This is a genomic window from Streptomyces sp. 3N207, from assembly GCF_052246355.1.
Taxonomy (GTDB): Bacteria; Actinomycetota; Actinomycetes; order Streptomycetales; family Streptomycetaceae; genus Streptomyces.
On the sequence record NZ_JBQQBV010000022.1, the window covers coordinates 44,667 to 62,784 of the forward strand.

Annotated in this window: 15 protein-coding genes; 6 read left to right on the forward strand and 9 right to left on the reverse strand. The window is 70.6% G+C overall.

What is annotated here, in order from left to right; translation table 11 throughout:
- The first annotated feature begins 42 nt into the window (after window positions 1-42).
- Window positions 43-1,677, forward strand: a complete 1,635-nt coding sequence (locus ACTWP9_RS28270) for a FadD3 family acyl-CoA ligase (RefSeq protein ID WP_443249126.1) — start codon at window positions 43-45, stop codon at window positions 1,675-1,677.
- Here ACTWP9_RS28270 and ACTWP9_RS28275 read toward each other — a convergent pair.
- From ACTWP9_RS28275 to ACTWP9_RS28285, 3 genes are all read right to left on the reverse strand, one after another.
- A complete protein-coding gene (locus ACTWP9_RS28275) occupies window positions 1,649-1,858 on the reverse strand; it encodes a hypothetical protein (protein WP_443249127.1) in 210 nt (69 codons plus the stop codon). The genes ACTWP9_RS28270 and ACTWP9_RS28275 overlap by 29 nt on opposite strands.
- A gap of 254 nt (window positions 1,859-2,112) precedes the next feature.
- Window positions 2,113-2,265: a hypothetical protein gene (locus tag ACTWP9_RS28280; protein WP_443249128.1), complete on the reverse strand. Its 153-nt coding sequence runs from the start codon at window positions 2,263-2,265 to the stop codon at window positions 2,113-2,115.
- A gap of 218 nt (window positions 2,266-2,483) precedes the next feature.
- On the reverse strand, window positions 2,484-5,432 hold the full coding sequence (locus ACTWP9_RS28285; RefSeq protein ID WP_443249129.1) for an AfsR/SARP family transcriptional regulator: 2,949 nt from the start codon (window positions 5,430-5,432) through the stop codon (window positions 2,484-2,486).
- Between the two features lie 191 nt (window positions 5,433-5,623).
- On the opposite strand from ACTWP9_RS28285, the gene ACTWP9_RS28290 reads away from it, so the two are divergent.
- Window positions 5,624-6,844 carry an amidohydrolase family protein gene (locus ACTWP9_RS28290; protein ID WP_443249130.1) on the forward strand — a complete coding sequence of 407 codons (1,221 nt, stop codon included), beginning with the start codon at window positions 5,624-5,626 and terminating at the stop codon, window positions 6,842-6,844.
- 128 nt (window positions 6,845-6,972) lie between these two features.
- Here the strand turns inward: ACTWP9_RS28290 and ACTWP9_RS28295 are convergent, their stop codons facing one another.
- Genes ACTWP9_RS28295 through ACTWP9_RS28320 form a run of 6 tightly spaced genes read right to left on the reverse strand, consistent with a single transcriptional unit; the run spans window position 6,973 to window position 12,582 of the window.
- Window positions 6,973-8,226 (reverse strand): cytochrome P450 family protein, encoded by a 1,254-nt coding sequence (locus tag ACTWP9_RS28295; RefSeq protein ID WP_443249131.1) that lies wholly within the window; start codon window positions 8,224-8,226, stop codon window positions 6,973-6,975.
- On the reverse strand, window positions 8,193-9,509 hold the full coding sequence (locus tag ACTWP9_RS28300; RefSeq protein WP_443249132.1) for a cytochrome P450: 1,317 nt from the start codon (window positions 9,507-9,509) through the stop codon (window positions 8,193-8,195). Before ACTWP9_RS28300 ends, ACTWP9_RS28295 begins: the two co-directional genes overlap by 34 nt.
- A complete protein-coding gene (locus tag ACTWP9_RS28305; RefSeq protein ID WP_443249133.1) occupies window positions 9,506-10,117 on the reverse strand; it encodes a GTP-binding protein in 612 nt (203 codons plus the stop codon). Before ACTWP9_RS28305 ends, ACTWP9_RS28300 begins: the two co-directional genes overlap by 4 nt.
- Before the next feature lie 40 nt (window positions 10,118-10,157).
- Window positions 10,158-10,526, reverse strand: a complete 369-nt coding sequence (locus ACTWP9_RS28310; RefSeq protein ID WP_443249134.1) for a DUF742 domain-containing protein — start codon at window positions 10,524-10,526, stop codon at window positions 10,158-10,160.
- On the reverse strand, window positions 10,523-10,948 hold the full coding sequence (locus tag ACTWP9_RS28315; protein ID WP_443249135.1) for a roadblock/LC7 domain-containing protein: 426 nt from the start codon (window positions 10,946-10,948) through the stop codon (window positions 10,523-10,525). Before ACTWP9_RS28315 ends, ACTWP9_RS28310 begins: the two co-directional genes overlap by 4 nt.
- Entirely contained in the window at window positions 10,945-12,582 is a 1,638-nt protein-coding gene (locus tag ACTWP9_RS28320; protein ID WP_443249136.1) for an ATP-binding protein, read from the reverse strand. Before ACTWP9_RS28320 ends, ACTWP9_RS28315 begins: the two co-directional genes overlap by 4 nt.
- 385 nt (window positions 12,583-12,967) lie before the next feature.
- Here ACTWP9_RS28320 and ACTWP9_RS28325 point away from each other — a divergent pair, with 385 nt between their 5' ends.
- The 4 genes from ACTWP9_RS28325 (at window position 12,968) to ACTWP9_RS28340 (ending at window position 18,108) form a co-directional block, all read left to right on the forward strand.
- Window positions 12,968-13,921: a TIGR03619 family F420-dependent LLM class oxidoreductase gene (locus ACTWP9_RS28325; RefSeq protein ID WP_443249137.1), complete on the forward strand. Its 954-nt coding sequence runs from the start codon at window positions 12,968-12,970 to the stop codon at window positions 13,919-13,921.
- A gap of 103 nt (window positions 13,922-14,024) precedes the next feature.
- The gene (locus ACTWP9_RS28330) at window positions 14,025-14,825 is read left to right on the forward strand and encodes an SDR family NAD(P)-dependent oxidoreductase (RefSeq protein WP_443249138.1); all 801 of its coding nucleotides are present in this window, start codon (window positions 14,025-14,027) and stop codon (window positions 14,823-14,825) included.
- A gap of 301 nt (window positions 14,826-15,126) precedes the next feature.
- Window positions 15,127-16,257, forward strand: coding sequence for an LLM class flavin-dependent oxidoreductase (locus ACTWP9_RS28335; RefSeq protein WP_443249139.1), 1,131 nt, complete (start codon window positions 15,127-15,129; stop codon window positions 16,255-16,257).
- 18 nt (window positions 16,258-16,275) lie between these two features.
- Window positions 16,276-18,108: an N-acyl-D-amino-acid deacylase family protein gene (locus ACTWP9_RS28340; protein ID WP_443249140.1), complete on the forward strand. Its 1,833-nt coding sequence runs from the start codon at window positions 16,276-16,278 to the stop codon at window positions 18,106-18,108.
- The last annotated feature ends 10 nt before the right edge of the window (window positions 18,109-18,118 follow it).

Genomic DNA, 18,118 nt, shown 5'->3' on the forward strand with positions numbered 1-18,118 from the left:
ACCCAGGCAGCGGTGCCTGCGGCCCGCCGAGGGAGGCGCACGGTGAGTGGTACGGACTTCTCGGCCGCGTACGGAACCGCCTCGCGGACCACCCCGCAGACCGTCCCTGAGCTGGTAAGGGCCGCCGCCGAGCGGTTCGGGCCGCGCGAGGCCGTGGTCGAGGGACGCACTCGGATCTCGTACGAGGAACTGGGGGAGCGGGTCGCACAGGCCGCCGCCGGCTGTCTGGCCTGCGGGCTGGAGCCGGGTGACCGGGTGGCCGTCTGGGCGCCCAACACGCTGGAGTGGATCGTCGCCGCGCTCGGCGCCGTCACGGCGGGCGGCATCCTCGTACCGCTCAACACCCGCTTCAAGGGCGCCGAGGCCGCCTACGTGCTGGAGCGGACCCGTGCCCGGCTGCTGTTCGTCACCGGCACCTTTTTGGGCACCTCGTACGTCGCCTCACTGCGCCGTGCCACCGCGGAGGGGCTGGGCGCCGGCCCGCTTCCCGGACTGCCGCACCTGCGCGAGGTCGTGGTGCTGGCCCAGGACGCACCGGAGAACTTCCGCACCTGGAGCGAGTTCCTGGCCGGCGGGGCCGGTGTCCCGCGCCGGGCGGTCCGGGAGCGCGCCGAGCAGATCGCGCCCTCCTCGCCCTCCGACATCACCTTCACCTCGGGCACCACGGGGCATCCCAAGGGCGTGGTCATCAGCCATGAGCAGACGCTGCGGGTCTACGCCTGCTGGAGCGAGCTGGCCGGACTGACCGAGGGCGACCGCTATCTGATCGTCAACCCGTTCTTCCACACCTTCGGCTACAAGGCGGGCATCATCGCCTGTCTGCTGCGCGGCGCGACGATGATCCCGCAGCCCGTCTTCAACGTGGAGACGGCGCTGGCCCATATCGCCACCGAGCGGGTCAGCGTGCTGCCGGGCCCGCCCACCCTCCACCAGTCGCTGCTCGACCACCCGGCGCGCCACCAGCACGATCTGTCCGCACTCCGCCTGGTGGTGACCGGCGCCGCCGTCGTACCGCTGCAACTGGTCGAGCGGCTGCGCGCCGAGCTGAAGGTCGGCACCGTACTGACCGCCTACGGGCTGACCGAGGCGTCCGGCACTGTGACCATGTGCCGGCGCGGTGACCCGCCCGAGGTCGTCGCCGGGACCTCGGGGCGGGCCATACCGGACACGGAGGTCAAGGTCGTGGCCTCCTCCGGCGCCGAGCAGCCGCCCGGCACACCCGGCGAGGTGCTGGTGCGCGGCTACCACGTGATGTCCGGCTACTACGAGGACCCTCAGGAGACGGCCGAGGTCCTCACCCCGGACGGCTGGCTGCGCACCGGTGACGTCGGCGTCCTGGACGCCGACGGCAATCTGCGGATCACCGACCGGATCAAGGACATGTTCATCGTCGGCGGCTTCAACGCCTATCCGGCCGAGATAGAGCAACTTCTCGTCCACCACCCCGACATCGCCGAGGCCGCCGTCATCGGCATCCCCGACCCCCGGCTGGGCGAGGTCGCCAAGGTCTTCGCCGTACGCCATCCCGGCGCGACGGTCACCGCCGACGATCTGATCGCCTGGTCCCGCCGGGAAATGGCCAACTACAAGGTGCCCCGCGAGGTCGAGTTCGTGGCGGAGTTGCCCCGTAATGCCGGGGGGAAGGTGGTCAAGACGCGGTTGCGGGCGCGGAAGTGAGGGAGGGCGCTGCGGCGGTGCCTGGCAGCAGCGTGGTGTTGCGCTCGAGGATGCTGATGGTCTGTGTCCGGTCGTTCGTGGATATCGGTGACGCGTCGTCGGCCGGCGCGGGCGGGGCCATGGCGACCACCGTGCCCAGCATCAGGGCGCAAACGGCAAGAATCTTCTTGGGGCGGGTCATGAGGAGCACCTCCGGGAGCGAATGGGCGTTCTACTCATTTCTTTGACGCTGCGGCGTTCCGGGAAACGAGGAACGGGCATGCGTCGAGGGCCGCAGCCGACGACTCCCCCTCCGTGTCGTCGGCCGCGACCCTCGCATTTCCCCCGTGGGACAGCCCCCTTGGTATCCCCCCCCGGGTGGGCCGCCCCCGTGTGATGGTCGTGCGCTCTCCGGGGGTCTCCCCTGATCCCCCTGCGTCCCCCGGAGAGCGAGCCTCAGTTGGTGGGCTTGATGGTCTGGTTCCGGTCGGTGGTGCTCATCTGACCGGAGCCGCCCTCCGTGGTCTTCTTCCGCTTGATGGTCTGGTTGCGGTCCTTGGTGGACATCTCGCCGCTCTCGGGCGTGACCTTCTCTTCGTGGTCGCTCATGGTGGCATCCCCTCTTTGGGCTGGTGGGCAGATGCCCGCCCAGCGGCTCCCCCGTGGGCCGCCGGGCGGACGGGTCAGGGCCGTTCACCCTATCGGGGGGTTGGTCGGTTCCCCCTGTTCGATCCGCCTGCCCCCCGAGGCGCCGGATCGACTGGTAGAAGCATGCCGGGGGGCGATAAACGATCGATGAACGTCTCGTTGGTGAACGCGGTGAACCGCTATGCGGCAGCCTTCGCGGCCAACAGCTCGCGAACCGTGGCGGCCTCGGGCGTGCGCAGATTCTCGTACTGCTCCAGCGCTTCCCGCCAGCATGCTTGTGCGCGACGGTGCTGACCGATGGCCTCCAGAGCGCGCCCCAGCAGCGTCAGCGCGTTGGCCCGGCGCCAGGGCCCCCCGACACTGCGCAGGATGGCGATGGCCTGTTCGGCCAGTACGGCTGCCTGGGCGGGCTGTTCACCGGCGAGCTGCACCTCACCCAGCCGGAAGTACGCCATGCCCTCCCACAGGCGCTGGCGGGAGTGCTGGAAGATGTCCAGCGCCTCGCCGAAGTGCTGTTCGGCCTCCGTGAGCCGCTCGGCGTTGACGAGTGCGATACCGAGCGCGTAGAGGGTCGTCGCCCGGCGCATGGACACACCGAGCCGGGAATGGATGGTCAGCGCCTGTTCGGCGAGCGAAATCGCCTCCGCCGTCTCACCCAGTTCGGTGCTCGCCCGCGAGAGGTTGCACAGGGCGCTGGCTTCGGCGATCTGGTTCTCCTGGGCGCGGAAGGCTTCCAGCGCCTGGCCGAGGTAGTGCTTGGCATCCAGATGGCGCCCTTGGTAGTTCGCCACGATGCCGCGGTCGTTCAAGGCGTACGACGAGGAGATCGGATCCCCCTCGCCCGCCCCCAGGGCGCCCGCCACGCGGGCTTCCTCGTCCGCTTCCGCGAAGTTGCCGGTGGTGAGGTGCAGCCCGGTCAGCACCGAACGCGCACGGGCCTCGGCGTAGCCGTTGCCATCGGCGTGCGCGGCCTCCTTCAACGCTTGTGCGGCCTGTTCGTACTGCCGGATGTTGGCACCCGACTCCCCCAGTGCGCCAGCGGCCATCAGCAGGTCCACCGCCCTGCGCAGAGTGTTGCCGTGTCCCAGCTGGCGTGCACACGCGAGGAAGCAGGCCGACTCGGCGAACAGCCAGTCGATGGCCGCGGTCTGGCCGGTGAAGCTGAGCCCGTCGCCTTCCGTGGGCTCCAGATGGTCGACCAGCCGTTCCTCCGGCCGCTCCAGTGCGTGCACGTTCCGCGCCGTCGCCAAGTAGAAGTCCAGCAGCCGTCCCAGTGCTGCCTCACACTCGCTCGGGGGCTGCTCGTCGCGTTCCGCGCAGGCGCGGGCGAAGAGGCGGACCAGGTCGTGGAAGCGGTAGCGGCGGGGTGCGGCGGACTCCAGGAGGGAGGTGTCGACCAGCGACTCCAGCACGTCCTCGGTGTCCTCAGGGGTGCGGTCCAGCAGGGCCGCGGCGGCGTCCAGCGAGATGTCCGGGCCCTCGGCGAGGCCCAGCAGGCGGAAGGCGCGGGCCTGTTCGCGGTCGAGCTGGCCGTAGCCGAGTTCGAAGGTGGCCTTGACGGCCTGGTCGCCGGCCTGGAGCTCGTCCAGGCGGCGCCGCTCGTCGCCGAGTTTGGCGGCGAGGGTGGCGACCGTCCAGGTGCGGCGGGCCGAGAGCCGGGCCGCGGCGATCCGGATGGCCAGCGGCAGGAACCCGCACGCTGCCACCACATCCATGGCGGCCTCGCGCTCCGAGAGCACCCGCTCCTCGCCCACAATGCGGGTAAACAGGGCGATGGCCTCTTCGGGGCTCATCACATCGAGGTCCACCAGGTGCGCCCCGGCCAGGTCGACCATCCGTACCCGGCTGGTGACCAGGGCCGCGCACCCCGCCGTGCCGGGCAGCAGGGGCCGCACCTGCGCGGCGTCCCGGGCGTTGTCCAGCAGCGCGAGCACCCGGCGGCCCGCCAGCAGCGAGCGGAAGAGCGCGGCGCGGTCCTGGATGCCGCTGGGGATGGCCGAGTCGGCGACGCCCAGCGCACGCAGGAACGAACCGAGGACGGCTTCGGGGTCGGCGGGTGAGGCTCCGGCGCCTTGGAGGTCGACGTAGAGCTGGCCGTCGGGGAAGCGGTCGGCGGCGGCGTGGGCGACGTGGATGGCCAGCGTGGTCTTGCCGACGCCGCCGATGCCTGCGACGGCGGAGACGGCCATGACGGTGCCTTCGGCCTGGGCGAGCTGGTCGCCGAGTTCGGCGACGAAGGAGGTGCGGCCTGTGAAGTCGGCGACGGTGGCGGGCAGCTGTGCGGGGCGGGTGACGCTGGTGGCCTGGGAGGGGGAGCGGGTGTCGGTCTGGTAGGCCAGCTCGTCGTCGGCCTCCAGGATGCGCTGCCGGAGCTCGGTCAGCTCGGGGCGCGGGTCGACGCCGAGTTCGTCGGCGAGCAGCCGGCGGGTGTCGGCGTAGACGGCCAGCGCCTCGGCCTGGCGTCCGCTGCGGTAGAGGGCGAGCATCAGCAGTTCGCGGAGCCGTTCGCGCAGCGGGTGGGCCGCGGTCAGCGCCGTCAGTTCGCTGACGGTCTCGGCGTGGCAGCCGACCTGGAGGTCGAGGTCGAGCCGTAGTTCCAGCAGGCTCAGGCGCCATTCCTCCAGCCGGACGCGCTGGTGTTCGGCGAAGGGTCCGGGGATGTGGGCGAGTGGTTCGCCGTCCCATTGGGCGAGGGCTGCGGTGTACAGCTCGCGGGCCTGGTTGCGGTCGCCGCCGGAGGCGGCTTTCTCGGCGCGTACGGCCAGCTCGTGTGCTGTTTCTACGTCCAGTGCGGCGTCGGGTCCGGTGCGGACGGCGTAGCCACCGGACTCGCTGACCAGCAGATCGGCATCGGCGCCGAGGGCCTTGCGGATGCGGGAGGCGTAGGTGCGCAGTGCCGCCTTGGCCTGCTCGGGCGGCTCCTCGCCCCAGATGGCGTCGATGAGTTCCTCGGCGGTGGCGGTGTGGCCGCCGCGCAGCAGCAGCGCCGCGAGCAGGGCTTTCTGCTGGGGCGAGCCCATGCCGATCGGTTTGTCCCCACGCCAGGCGCGGACGGGACCGAGCACGGCGAAGCGAAGCTCGTGTTCCTGGTGCTCCGTTCCGACTCGCGTATGGTCCCCGGCGCCCATTGGTGTGCTCCCCTGCAGATCCGCACTCCTCCGTTCCCCGCAGAGGTCAGTCTGCCTTGTCCATGGCAATTACGTCAGCTCAGGTACCAGCCTCTCTACGAAGCCTTCGAATTCGGCGCGCGGCGAAAGCCGGTGGAAGAAGGCGCCGCACGCTAGCTGACGGGCCGTCAGGTCAGCGCTACCGTGGCCGCATGGAGACCTTCCCCAAGATCATCTCGGTGGACGACCACACGGTCGAACCCCCGCATGTGTGGCGGGACCGGTTGCCGTCCCGATACCGCGAGGTCGGGCCCCGTATCGTCCGTGCGCCAGTGAAGGAGATGACCTTCGTCGGCGGGAAGTTCGCGCCGAAGATGGGCGAGCCCGGTGACGAGGGCCCGATCGCCGACTGGTGGGTGTACGAGGCTCTGCACCGCCCGCTGACCAGGCTGGACACGGCCGTCGGCTGCGACAGGGACGAGGTGCGGCTGGAGGCGATCACCTACGAGCAGATGCGCCCCGGCTCCTACGACGTGCGGGAGCGGCTGGCGGACATGGACGTCAACCACGTCCAGTCGGCGCTGTGCTTCCCCACCTTTCCCCGCTTCTGCGGCCAGACCTTCACCGAGGCCGCGGACCGCGAACTGGGCCTGCTGGGGGTGCGGGCCTACAACGACTGGATGGTGGAGGAATGGTGCGGTCCCGACGCCCAGGGGCGCCTCATACCGCTCACGCTCGTACCGCTGTGGGACGCCGAGCTGGCCGCCGAGGAAGTGCGGCGCAACGCGGCACGCGGCGTACGCGCCGTCTGCTTCTCCGAGATCCCGCCGCGCCTGGGGCTGCCGTCCGTCCACACCGACGCCTGGGACCCCTTCTTGCGGGCCTGCGACGAGACCGGCACCGTCATCGCCATGCACATCGGCTCCTCCAGCAAGATGCCCTCCACCTCGGCGGACGCGCCGCCCGCCGTCGGCTCCACCCTCACCTTCGCCAACTGCTGCTTCTCGATGGTCGACTGGCTGCTGAGCGGAATCTTCGACCGCTTCCCCAACCTGAAGATCATGTACGCGGAGGGCCAGATCGGCTGGATTCCGTACATCCTTGAACGAGCCGATGTGGTCTGGGAGGAGAACCGGGGCTGGGGAGGCGTGGCGGACAAGGTGCTGCGCCCGCCCTCCGAACTGTTCGCCGAGCACGTCTACGGCTGCTTCTTCGACGACGCGTTCGGGCTGAAGAACGTCGAGTCCATCGGCGTGCCCAACGTCCTGTACGAGACCGACTATCCGCACTCCGACTCGACCTGGCCCAAATCCAAGGAGGTCGGCGAGGCGCAGATGGGGCACCTGCCCCCCGAACTGGTGGAGCGCATCGTGCGCCGCAATGCCATCGATCTGCTCGGGCTGACGGACGAGGGGCTGTGGGCCGGGCCCTGAGTCCGGACTCACGGGGAGGGCCTGGGAGGCGGCGGCGGGGCGAGGGCCTGGGGGGCTGTGGGGAGGGGTTGCTTGTCCCTGTCCTTTGGCCCGTCCGCTCCCCTCCGCCTCCGGCTCAAGGCTGCCGCTCAGCCCAGCGGCCGCACCGGCAGCGTCGCGTAACCGAAGGCGATGGCCGAGGGGACCTGTGCCAGCTTCTCCTGGGGCACCGCCAGCGACAGCTTCGGGAAGCGGTCGAAGAGTGCGGGCAGTGCGGTACGCGCCTCCATCCGGGCCAGCGGGGCGCCCATGCAGAAGTGCACCCCGTGCCCGAATGCCAGGTGTTCGCCGCCGGGCCGCAGGATGTCGAACTCGGCGGCGCGGTCGCCGTACTTGGCCGGGTCGCGGTTGGCCGAGGCGATCGTGGAGAGGATCGCGTCACCCTGCCGGATGGTGGTGCCGTCCGGCAGTTCGATGTCCTCGACGGCGAAGCGCAGCGGCAGGTTGGCGATGCTGGGCGCCCAGCGCAGGGTCTCCTCGATCACGTCGTCCCAGGACGCAGCGCCCTCCCGCACCAGTTGGAGCTGGTCGGGGTGGGTGAGCAGGGCGTGCACCGCGTTGCCGATGAGGTTGACGGTGGTCTCGTGCCCCGCGCCGATCATCAGCAGCAGGGTGTCCAGCAGCTCCTTCTCGGAGAGCGCGTCACCCTCGTCGTCCCGGGTCGAGACCAGCACGCTGGTCAGGTCCTCGCCCGGCTCGGCGCGCCTGGCCTCGGCCAGCGCGGTGAAGGCCGCCATCATGTCCACCGCCGTCTGTCCGGCCTGTTCGGCCGTCAGCGTGGTGTCCATGATCAGGTCCATCAGCCGCTTCATCTCGGGCCGCTGGTCCTCCGGTACGCCGAACAGCTCGCAGATGACGTTCATCGGCAGCGGATGGGCGAAGGAGGAGCGCAGATCCAGCTGCAGAGCACCGGTGGTGACCTCCGCCAGCTTGATCTCCCGCTCCATCGCGTCCAGCAGCTCCGCGGTGATCCGCTCCACACGGGGCAGCATGGCGGCCGTACGCCGTGCGGTGAACGCGGGCGCGACCAGCTTCCGGAGCCGCTTGTGGTCCTCCCCGTAGGAGCACAGCATGTTCTCCCGGTCCAGCCAGGTGAGCAGCCAGCTGTCGCGGAACTCGCCGCGCTGCCAGGGCGGCCAGTGCTGCCGGGGGTCCTTGGAGACCCGCGGATCCCGCAGCAGCTGCTTGAGCACGTCGAACTCGCTGACGTACCAGGCGTGGACCCCGGCGGGCAGCTCGACCAGTGTGGCGTGCGCCCCCCGTCCGCGGATCCGCTCGGCCTCGCCGTGGATGTCCCGGCCTAACGGGTCTATGCGGACGGTCCGCTGCTGTTGCGCTTCCACGGGGTTCCTCCTGCGGTGTCGGGGCTGACGGGGCTGAACCGGGCGGGCAGCGAGACCAGTCCACGCTGGAAGGGGCCGGGCCGCCAGTCCAGTTGGCCGTAGGGAACCGACAGCTCGATGTCGGACAGCCAGGCGGTGAGCCGTTCGATCGCGGTCGTGGCGATCAGCAGGGCGGGCTGCTGGACGGGGCAGGCGTGCGGGCCCGCGGCCCATGCCAGGTGCGCGCCGCCTCCGGACCCTGCGGCGCCCGTGCTCTCACCCGGCGCGGCGCGTCCGCTCTGGGTGGAGGCCGCTGCGTAGGAGACCAGCACGAGCTGGCCGGCACGCATCCAGACACCGTGGAAGTAGACGTCCCGGCGGGGGTAGTGCGCCGAGTAGTTGGCCATCGGCGGCTCGTTGCGCAGCACGTCGTGCAGCGCGTCACGGGCCGTCAGCGCGCCGCCGGAGAGGTTGCCGTAATAGCGGTCGTCGACGAGCATCCGGCTGAGCGCGTTGCCGATCAGGTTGGACAGCGGCTCGTAGCTGGCGCCCAGCATCACCACGATCTGGTGAACGACCTCTTCGGCGCTCAGCTGCGCGGGGTGGTCGATCAGCCAGGACGTCAGGTCCTGGCCGCGTTCCCGCTGCTTGAGCTGGGTCAGTTCGGTGATGTAGCGGGTGTAGGCGGCATCGGCGGCTGCCGCGTCCTCGGGCGTCTTGCTGTCGAACATCCCGGCGATGCCCTGGATCAGCAGCTCGCTGCTCTCGTCGGGCAGCCCGAAGGCCCGGTTGAAGACGAGCAGCGGCAGCACCCGCGCGAACTGGCCGACCAGGTCCGCCTCGCCGTCCTGCGCGAAGCTCGCGATCAGCGAGTCGGCGACCTCCCGCACCATCTGACGGATCGTGTGCGGCTCCAGCCGCGCGAAGCTGTCGGAGATGACCTTCCGGTACCTGGCGTGCGTCTCACCGTCGGTGAACAGCGCGTTGGGCCGTCCCCGCAGCATCGGCATCACGGCCGAGTCCTCCGGCACGCTGTCCAGCCAGATGCTGGAGTCCTTCGACCAGGTGGCCGGGTCGTGCAGCAGATCCAGCGCGGCGCGGTAGTCGATCACCAGCATCGCGCCCACCCCGGGTGCGATCTCCACCGGGGCGACGGCGCCGTATTTGCGCAGCCGCTCGTAGACGGCGTACGGGTCGGCCGCGAACTCCTCCCCGTACAGCGGGGTGACCTCGTGCTTCGGCCGGGACAGCGGCGGCGGCATCTGGCCGGAGGGCTGGGTACCCGGCGCTGGGGCGGTGCTCAAGAGGGCTCCTGGGACTGCGGCTGGCTGGGCTGCTGTTGCTGCTGTTGCTGGTCGAGGGCTTCGAGGACATGGCCGACGAGCGCGATCAGCGCGTCGGCGGACTGGTCGCGGTCGCGCGCGTCGCACACCACGAGCGGGGTGTCCGGCTCCAGATCGAGGTGGTCCCGCAGGGTGTCCGGGTGGTGCTGCGGGGAGTCCGGGAAGGAGTTGACGGCCACCGCGTACCGCAGCCCCGCCTCCTCGATCATGTCCATCACCTCGAAGGAGTCGGCGAGGCGACGGGTGTCCGCCAGCACCAGGGCGCCCAGCGCGCCCCGCGCGATGTCCTGCCACAGCGGGCGGAACCGGCGCTGCCCCGGGGTGCCGAACATGTACAGCACCAGATCACCCGGCAGCGTCAGCCGCCCGAAGTCGATGGCGACCGTGGTGGTGGTCTTGTCGCGTACCCCGGCCAGATCGTCCACCAGCGCACCGGTCCGCGTCATCACCTCCTCGGTGTGCAGCGGCTGCGTCTCGGACAGCGAGCGGATGAAGGTGGTCTTGCCCACCCCGAACGGCCCCGCGACCAGCAACTTGACCAGCGTCTGCGGCTTGTCGTCCAGATACATGGAGCCGCCTTGCGCCCCGGAGCCCGACGGGGCGTCCGGACTAGGAGGACTTGAGAGTGCGGAGTCCATTGAGAACTTTCTCCAGAATCTGCCGCTCCGGCAGTTCGGCGTCGGGGATCGGGGCGCGGGCCATCAGACGGCCCGCGTCCACCAGGTCGGCCACCAGGACCTTGACCACACTGACCGGAAGCCGCAGATGCGCGGCGGTCTCGGCGAGCGACAGCGCGCCACCGCGCAGCAGCTCCAACAGCCGGATCTCCTCCGGGCGGAGCCCGGAGGCCGTCGAGGGATCCACCGCGCCGTGCAGCACGGTGAGGCGGTCGAGCGTGTTGCGGCTGGGCCGGGCTCGTCCGGTCGTCGCCAGATACGCAGGCACCAGGCGCCTGCCGTCACGGGGCGGCGGAGTCATATCGCCGTGTCGTTCCTCGCCGGGGTGCTCATGGTCTTCGCTCCCAGCGACGCGACCTGTACCTGCATCTGGTGGGTGACCACGCCCATGTTCACGTCGGGGCCTGCGAAAACAGCCAGCGTGGTGTTCTCACCCGCGGGGATCGCGAAGACCCAGCCGTGGTCGGACTCCACCACGGTCTGCCGCAGCCGTGCCTCGTACGTACCGGCGAACGCCGCCGTGGTGGTACGCGCGGCGCCCTGGAGCGCGGAGAGCATCGCGGCCACACCCTCTGCCGCGTCCCGTTCCAGGTTGGGCGAGCGCCCCTCGATGAGGCCGTCGCCGGAGATGACGGCCGCGTGGATGACGTGCGGGAGCTCCAGGAGGGGGCCCAGCACCCAGGAGGTGTCGTCCCGGAGTGACCGGCGTGTCGGGATTGTCATTCCTGCGGATTCCCTTCAGAGGAACGAGGATCTGCGTGGGGGGCGTCGGGGAGCGCGCTGCCGTGAGCGGGGGTCGGGCTCCATGCCGCGGACGCCGCCTGGGGCGATGCCCCCGTATCGACGGCCTCGTCGACTGCCGCGCGGCCCGAGTTGGTGCCGCGCTGGAAGGCGGCCCAGCGCTCCGCACTCTCCTCCGGCGACGTCTGCGGCTCGGCAGGCGCCTGCTGCGCCTGCGCATGGTGCCCGGCCGGCGCGGCATCGGGCATCGCCTCGTCCGCCGGGGCGCCCGGTGCCGACGGCGGTACCGGCCGACGGCGCCGGCGCCGCGGCAGGTCGTCCTCGGACGGCTGCGGCTGCCCCTGCGGCTGGTCCGTGGTCCGGCCCTGCGTCGGGCTGAAGGGCCGCGTGCGCGAGGCCGTGCGGCCCGAGTCGGGGCCGAGCTGGACCGTCGCGGTGTGCTCGGGCTCGGGCTGGGCCGGGCGCTGGGCGGCGGGCTGTCCGGGCAGCCCCGAGGCCGATGCGGCACTCGTGCCGGAGCGCGGCACCGGGGCCATGGGGGACATCGGCTGCTCCTCCTCGTCGAGCAGCGTCAGCAGCGGGTCGCCGGGGACGTGCACGATGGCCCGTACACCGCCGTACGGGGAGACCTCGACGGACGCGGTGAAGCCGTACTGCCTGGCGAGCTGCCCGACCGTGGCGAAGCCCGTCTTGGGCGGGTCACCCAGCTCGGTCAGCAGCACGTTGTCCTGGCCCGCCATCATCCGCTGGGCGCGGTCCATCTCCTCGGCATGCATGCCGACACCGGCATCGTCGATGATCACCGAGGCGCCGCGGTTGCCCTGCTGGATGGTGACGGCCACGGGGAGCTCGGGGTGCGAGTAGTGCAGCGCGTTGGCGAGCAGCTCGGTGAGCACCACGGCGGCGGGCTCCACGGCTCGCGCCACCACGCCTATCGGGTCGCGCAGCTGGTTGGTGACCTGGACGCGCTCGTAGCCGCTGAGCCGGGACATCGCGCCGACGACGATGTCGCCCAGGTGCGAGTTCTGCCGGGTCAGCCCGGGCCAGGCGCCGCAGACGATCGCGGTGGACTGGATACGGCGCAGCGCCTGCTCGTTGAGGAAGTCCGCGGCCAGCAGATCCTCGGCCACGAACGGGTCGTCGTAGCGTTCCTGCATCGTCTGCAACCGCGTCTGCAACTGGTAGAGCAACGCCTGGATGGTGGTCGTCGCACCGCGCATGGATGCCTGCGCGGCGCCGTCCACGCGCAGCCGCTCCTTGGTGACGGCGTCGCTGACCTGTTCCATCACCGTGGTCAGCGCGCGGTCCAGCTCGGTGCCCTGGAAGGTGGGGTCGAGCAGCCCGCGTACGGGGACGTTGGGATGGGCGAGTGCCGCGGTCACATCCGGGATGCGGGCGCCCGCCAGATGCCGGACCTCGGCCTCTGTCGCCTGGGCGCGCCGGGCGAGGGCCGCCTGGTGGTGCCGGGCTTCCTGCAGATCCTTCTCGGCGGTGGCGGAGCGCTGCCGCAGCCGCTTCGTCTCCCGCGCCGAACGCGCCAGCAGGAGGGCGAGTGCCACGGCGGCCGCCGTCCCCACGGACAGGATGACGGTCAGTGCCACCGGTATCTCGGTCATCGGCGTCCTTGAGCGATTGGATTGTCGTGCGGGCCGGGCCAGTCCGCGGACTGATCACGAACTGGGCGCGAACTGATCAGAAAACAGCAGTACCTGCCATGTTCCCTCAGTGGCGCTGTGCGCGCAGCCGGATGCGGAATCCGCACTCCTGGTTGCCGACAGCAAATGCGCTGGTGCGCGGCGCAGAGGCTAGCACTTCTGATCGACGCTCAACCGGGCGGTATGCGTGGGGTTCGCCACTTGGTCCGCCCTCGGGGCCGCCATGGGTTCGCCACCTGGCCCGCCGTCGGGGTCGCCACCTCGACCGGGCCCGCACCCGGGCCGGGCGGCGGGTCGGCCCGCCCGCACCCTTGCCTGACGAGGCGTCAGGTACCAGCATGGCCGGGTGCTGACTTTCCCTCCCGGACGGCTGGCCTACGGAATCCAGCTGCCGGTCCAGTCACAGAGCACCCTCTACGCCGAGCCCTGGGAGGCCGCCGCCGGGCCGGCCGAGCTGCTGGCTGTGGCCCGCGCCGCCGATCAGCACGGCTACGCCTACATCGGCTGCTGCGAACACGTCGCCGTGCCGCGGAGGCTGGCCGGCACTATGAGCACCGTGTGGTACGACCCCGTGGCCACGCTCTCCTTCCTGGCCGCCGCCACCGAACGCGTGGCGCTGCTCAGCCATGTCGCCGTCGTCGGCCTGCGGCATCCCTTGGCGAGCGCCAAGCAGTACGCCACGCTCGACCATCTCTCCGGCGGCAGGCTCGTCCTGGGGGTCGGTGCCGGGCACGTACGTGAGGAATTCGAAGCTCTCGGCGCGGATTTCGGGGCGCGGGGACCGGTACTGGACGAGACGATCGACGCGCTGAAGACCGCCCTGGGGGAAGAGGAGTTCCCCGCCTTCACGGGCGACCGCTTCGCCTTCGCCGATCTGGGGCAGCAACCGCGCCCGGCACAACGGCCCCGGCCGCCGGTGTGGGTCGGCGGCTCCTCGCCCCCCGCGGTACGCCGCGCCGCCCTGCGCGGCGACGGCTGGCTCCCCCAGGGCGACTCCCGCGAAGCTCTGCCGGCCAAGATCGAGCGCATCCGCCGGCTCCGGGAGTCGTCCGGACTGGCGGAGTCCCCCTTCACCTTCGGCGCCATCGCCGAGCCCCTCTATGTGGGCAGCCCCACCTGGGATGTGGGACGCCGCACCTGTCATGGTTCGCCCGCCTCGATCGCCGAGGCCCTCCGCCCCTACCGCGCCATGGGCGTCACCCAACTGCAACTGCGCTTCCGCGCCAGGTCGCCCGGCGAGCTCCTCGACCAGCTCGCACTGTTCGCGGAGCAGGTCGCCCCGCAGCTGGCCGAGGCGTAGCTCCCACCCCCCCTTCTCCGCAAGGAGTAGCGGGGCAGACACGGGGTCCGACGAGAGGTGGCGGCTCCGCAAGGGGGCGCCGTACAGGAACGAGGAGGCAGCGATGGGGAAGCTGGACGGCAGGGTGATCCTGATCAGCGGAGCCGCCCGTGGCCAAGGCGCGGAGGAGGCCAGGCTGTTCGCCGCCGAGGGCTGCCAAGTGCTGCTCGGCGACGTACTGGACGACGAGGGCGAACGCGTGGCGGCCGAACTGGGCCCGGAGCAGGCCCGCTACGTACATCTGGACGTACGCGACGAGGCTGACTGGCAGACCGCGGCAGACACCGCCGAGCGAGCCTTCGGCAAGGTTGACGGCCTCATCAACAACGCCGGCATCCTCCGTTTCAACGAGCTCACGGCGACACCCGTTGCCGAGTTCCGCGAGGTGGTCGACGTCAACCAGACCGGCTGCTTCCTCGGCATGAAGACCCTCGCCCCGCGCATCGAGCGGGCGGGCGGCGGCACCATCGTCAACACGGCCTCCTACGCCGCCATGACGGGCATGGCCTTTCTCACCGCCTACGCGGCGACCAAGGCCGCGATCGTCGGCATGACCCGCGTCGCTTCGATGGAGCTCGCGGGCCGCGGCGTCCGCGTCAACGCCATGTGCCCCGGCGCGATCGACACCCCGATGACGAACCCCGCGCAGGCGGCGGAGAGCGGCCTCCGGCTCGACGCCGCCGACTCAGAAGCCGTCAGCAGCACGGCAGCCTTCTACGCCAAACTCATTCCGCAGGGCCGGATGGGCAGCCCGGAGGAGGTGGCGCGGCTGGCCCTCTTTCTCAGCTGTGCGGACTCCTCGTACGTCACGGGCCAGCCGTTCGTCATCGACGGCGGCTGGCTGGCGGGAGTCTCGGTGCTCTGAGCTCCACCTTTCCGGACGGCAGCCTAGGAGTTTGCTCCTTCGCTTGTGGAACGGTGGCGCCGGTACGCCGGGAGGGGGGCCGATTTCCGCCAGGAAGACTTCGCAAGTCCTACAGCATTTCGTGATCACTTCTTCACTTTCCCTTCACTCTGAGCGCCGGCCCCTCCGTGCGCGCGGAGGGGCCCACCCATGTCCGCAGGGGGTCCTCCGCCGTATTGACGGCCCCACCCCGCGGTGCCAGAGTCGGACGCATCGCTATCTGACGGAGCGTCAGAAAAGCTTCGCCCAAGGAGATGACACCGTGGAGTTCGGGCTCTTTGTTCAGGGGTACGTGCCCGCCGCGCGGGCCCAGGCCGATCCGGAGGCCGAGCACAAGGCACTGGTCGAGGAGACCGAGTACGTCATCCAGGCGGACAAGTCCGGCTTCAAGTACGCCTGGGCCTCCGAGCACCACTTCCTGGAGGAGTACAGCCATCTGTCGGCCAACGACGTCTTCCTCGGCTACCTCGCACACGCCACCGACCGCATCCACCTCGGCTCCGGCATCTTCAACCCGTTGCCGCAGGTCAACCACCCGGTGAAGGTGGCGGAGAAGGTCGCCATGCTCGACCACCTCTCCGGCGGCCGTTTCGAGTTCGGCTCCGGACGGGGCGCCGGCTCCCACGAGATCCTCGGGTTCCTGCCGGGTGTCACCGATATGAACCACACCAAGGAGATCTGGGAGGAGACGATCGCCGAGTTCCCCAAGATGTGGCTTCAGGACGAGTACCAGGGGTTTCAGGGGGAGCACTGGTCGTTGCCCCCACGCAAGATCCTTCCCAAGCCCTATGGCGGCTCACACCCGGCGATGTGGTACGCGGCCGGCTCCCCCTCGTCGTACGCGATGGCAGCGGAGAAGGGGCTGGGGGTGCTCGGGTTCAGCGTGCAGAAGGTCTCCGACATGGAGTGGGTCGTCGAGTCCTACAAGGGTGCCGTCAAGGACGCCCGGCCCATCGGCGGCTACGTCAACGACAACGTCATGGTGACCTCCACCGCCATCTGCGCCGAGACGACGGAGAAGGCCAAGCAGATCGCCGTGCACGGCGGCCTCAACTATCTGCAGTCGCTCCTCTTCCGCTACCACGACACCTTCCCCCGGCCGGAGGGCATCCCGCAGTGGCCGGAACTGATCCCGGACTACACCGAGGAAGTCGTCGAGCTGCTGATCGCCGAGGAGCTGATGATCTGCGGCAACCCCGAAGAGGTGCTGCGGCAGTGCAAGCGCTGGGAGCAGGCCGGCGCCGACCAGCTCTCCTTCGGACTGCCCATCGGGATCCCGTACGAGGACACCATGAACACGATCAAGCTCATCGGTGCGCATGTGATCCCGCAGATCGACACCGACCCGGTGCACCGCACCACCCGCTTCCGCGACGGGGCCCGCAACGGCTGACACACCACCCGGCGCGCAATGGCTGACACCCCACTCGGCGCGCGACAGCTGAACCGCCCGTGCCCGGCGCCGCGGCGGAGACGGCAGGACGACCGAAGGAGGACCCGCAGCATGCTTGACCACCTCATCACGGGCGCCACCGTCGTCGACGGCACCGGGGCGCCCTCCTACCGGGCCGACATCGGCATCCGGGACGGCCGGATCGCCTGTGTCGCCGAGCCCGGAACGCTCCGCGAGGAGGCCCGAAGCAGCCAGAACGCCGCCGGGCTGATCCTCGCCCCCGGATTCGTCGACCCGCACACCCACTACGACGCGCAGCTGTTCTGGGACCCGTACGCGACGCCCTCCATGAACCACGGCGTCACCACGGTCGCGGGCGGCAACTGCGGCTTCACCCTGGCGCCGCTCAACCCCGAGCGCCCTCAGGACGCCGACTACACACGGCGGATGATGTCCAAAGTGGAGGGCATGTCCCTGGTCGCCCTGGAGGAGGGTGCCCCTTGGAACTGGCACTCCTTCGGCGATTATCTGGACGCGCTGGAGGGCCGTACGGCGGTCAACGCGGGCTTCATGGTGGGCCACTGCGCGCTGCGGCGGCATGTGATGGGCCAGGACGCCATCGGAGGACAGCCCGACGAGGCGCAGCTCGAGCAGATGCTGCGGCTCCTCCACGAGGCGATGGAGGCGGGCGCCTGGGGGCTGTCCACGACCCAGTCGTCCACCCACTCCGACGGCGACGGCAACCCCGTCGCCTCCCGGCACGCCGGGCCGGAGGAACTGCTGGCGCTCTCCCGCGCCGTCGCCGACCACGAGGGCACCCAGCTCGAGGCCATCGTCGCCGGCTGCCTCGACCAGTTCTCCGACGACGAGATCGATCTGCTCGCCCGGATGTCGGCGGCTGCCGGACGGCCGCTCAACTGGAACGTGCTCACCATCGACGCCGCCGTACCCGAACGGGTGCCACGGCAGCTGGCCGCCGGCGAGCACGCCCGTAAGCAGGGCGGCCGTGTCGTGGCGCTCACCATGCCCATCCTCACCCCCATGAACATGTCGCTGGGCACCTTCTGCGCGCTCAACCTCATCCCCGGATGGGGTGACGTGCTCGGGCTGCCCGTACCCGAACGTCTCGCAAAACTGCGCGACACCGGCGTACGCGCCGAGATGCTGCGCCGCGCGGACAGCAAGGAGGCGGGCGTCTTCCGCCGACTGGCACGCTTCGACAGGTACGTCATCGGCGACACCTACTCGGCCGCCAACGAAGGGCTGACGGGCCGCGTCGTGGCCGACATCGCTGCCGAGCGTGGCCAGGACCCCTTCGGCTGCCTGGTGGACATCTGCGCCAACGACGAGCTGCGTACGGTGCTGTGGCCGATGCCCACCGACAACGACCCGGCGAGCTGGGAACTGCGCAGGCAGACCTGGGAGCACGAGGACGTCATGCTGGGCGGCTCGGACGCGGGCGCCCATCTGGACCGCATGTGCGGAGCGCCCTACACGACGCGCTTTCTGGGTGACTGTCTGCGCGGCCGGAAGCTGGTCGGCCTGGAGCGCGCCGTGCAGCTGCTCACCGACGAACCGGCCCGGCTGTTCGGACTGCGCGAGCGCGGTCAGGTGCGCGAGGGCTGGCACGCCGATCTGGTGCTCTTCGACCCCGAACGGATCGACGCGGGCCAGGCGACCCTCGTCCACGACCTGCCCGGCGACAGCCCCCGGCTCGACTCGCGCGCTGTCGGAGTCGTCGGCGTGTGGGTCAACGGCGTGGAGACCATCCGCGACGACAAGGTCACCGGCGCCGTGCCGGGCAAGGTCCTGCGCTCGGGACGCGACACGGAGACCGTCAGTACGAGGTGAGCGCCGGGCA

What these genes read in the sequence shown, in the direction of transcription:
- ACTWP9_RS28340 (WP_443249140.1), top strand. Translation starts at nt 16,276, where the DNA reads ATGGCTGACACCCCACTCGGCGCGCGACAGCTGAACCGCCCGTGCCCG.
- ACTWP9_RS28290 (WP_443249130.1), top strand. Translation starts at nt 5,624, where the DNA reads ATGGAGACCTTCCCCAAGATCATCTCGGTGGACGACCACACGGTCGAA.
- ACTWP9_RS28315 (WP_443249135.1), bottom strand. Translation starts at nt 10,948, where the DNA reads ATGACAATCCCGACACGCCGGTCACTCCGGGACGACACCTCCTGGGTG.
- ACTWP9_RS28285 (WP_443249129.1), bottom strand. Translation starts at nt 5,432, where the DNA reads ATGGGCGCCGGGGACCATACGCGAGTCGGAACGGAGCACCAGGAACAC.
- ACTWP9_RS28305 (WP_443249133.1), bottom strand. Translation starts at nt 10,117, where the DNA reads ATGTATCTGGACGACAAGCCGCAGACGCTGGTCAAGTTGCTGGTCGCG.
- ACTWP9_RS28280 (WP_443249128.1), bottom strand. Translation starts at nt 2,265, where the DNA reads ATGAGCGACCACGAAGAGAAGGTCACGCCCGAGAGCGGCGAGATGTCC.
- ACTWP9_RS28320 (WP_443249136.1), bottom strand. Translation starts at nt 12,582, where the DNA reads ATGACCGAGATACCGGTGGCACTGACCGTCATCCTGTCCGTGGGGACG.
- ACTWP9_RS28330 (WP_443249138.1), top strand. Translation starts at nt 14,025, where the DNA reads ATGGGGAAGCTGGACGGCAGGGTGATCCTGATCAGCGGAGCCGCCCGT.
- ACTWP9_RS28310 (WP_443249134.1), bottom strand. Translation starts at nt 10,526, where the DNA reads ATGACTCCGCCGCCCCGTGACGGCAGGCGCCTGGTGCCTGCGTATCTG.
- ACTWP9_RS28275 (WP_443249127.1), bottom strand. Translation starts at nt 1,858, where the DNA reads ATGACCCGCCCCAAGAAGATTCTTGCCGTTTGCGCCCTGATGCTGGGC.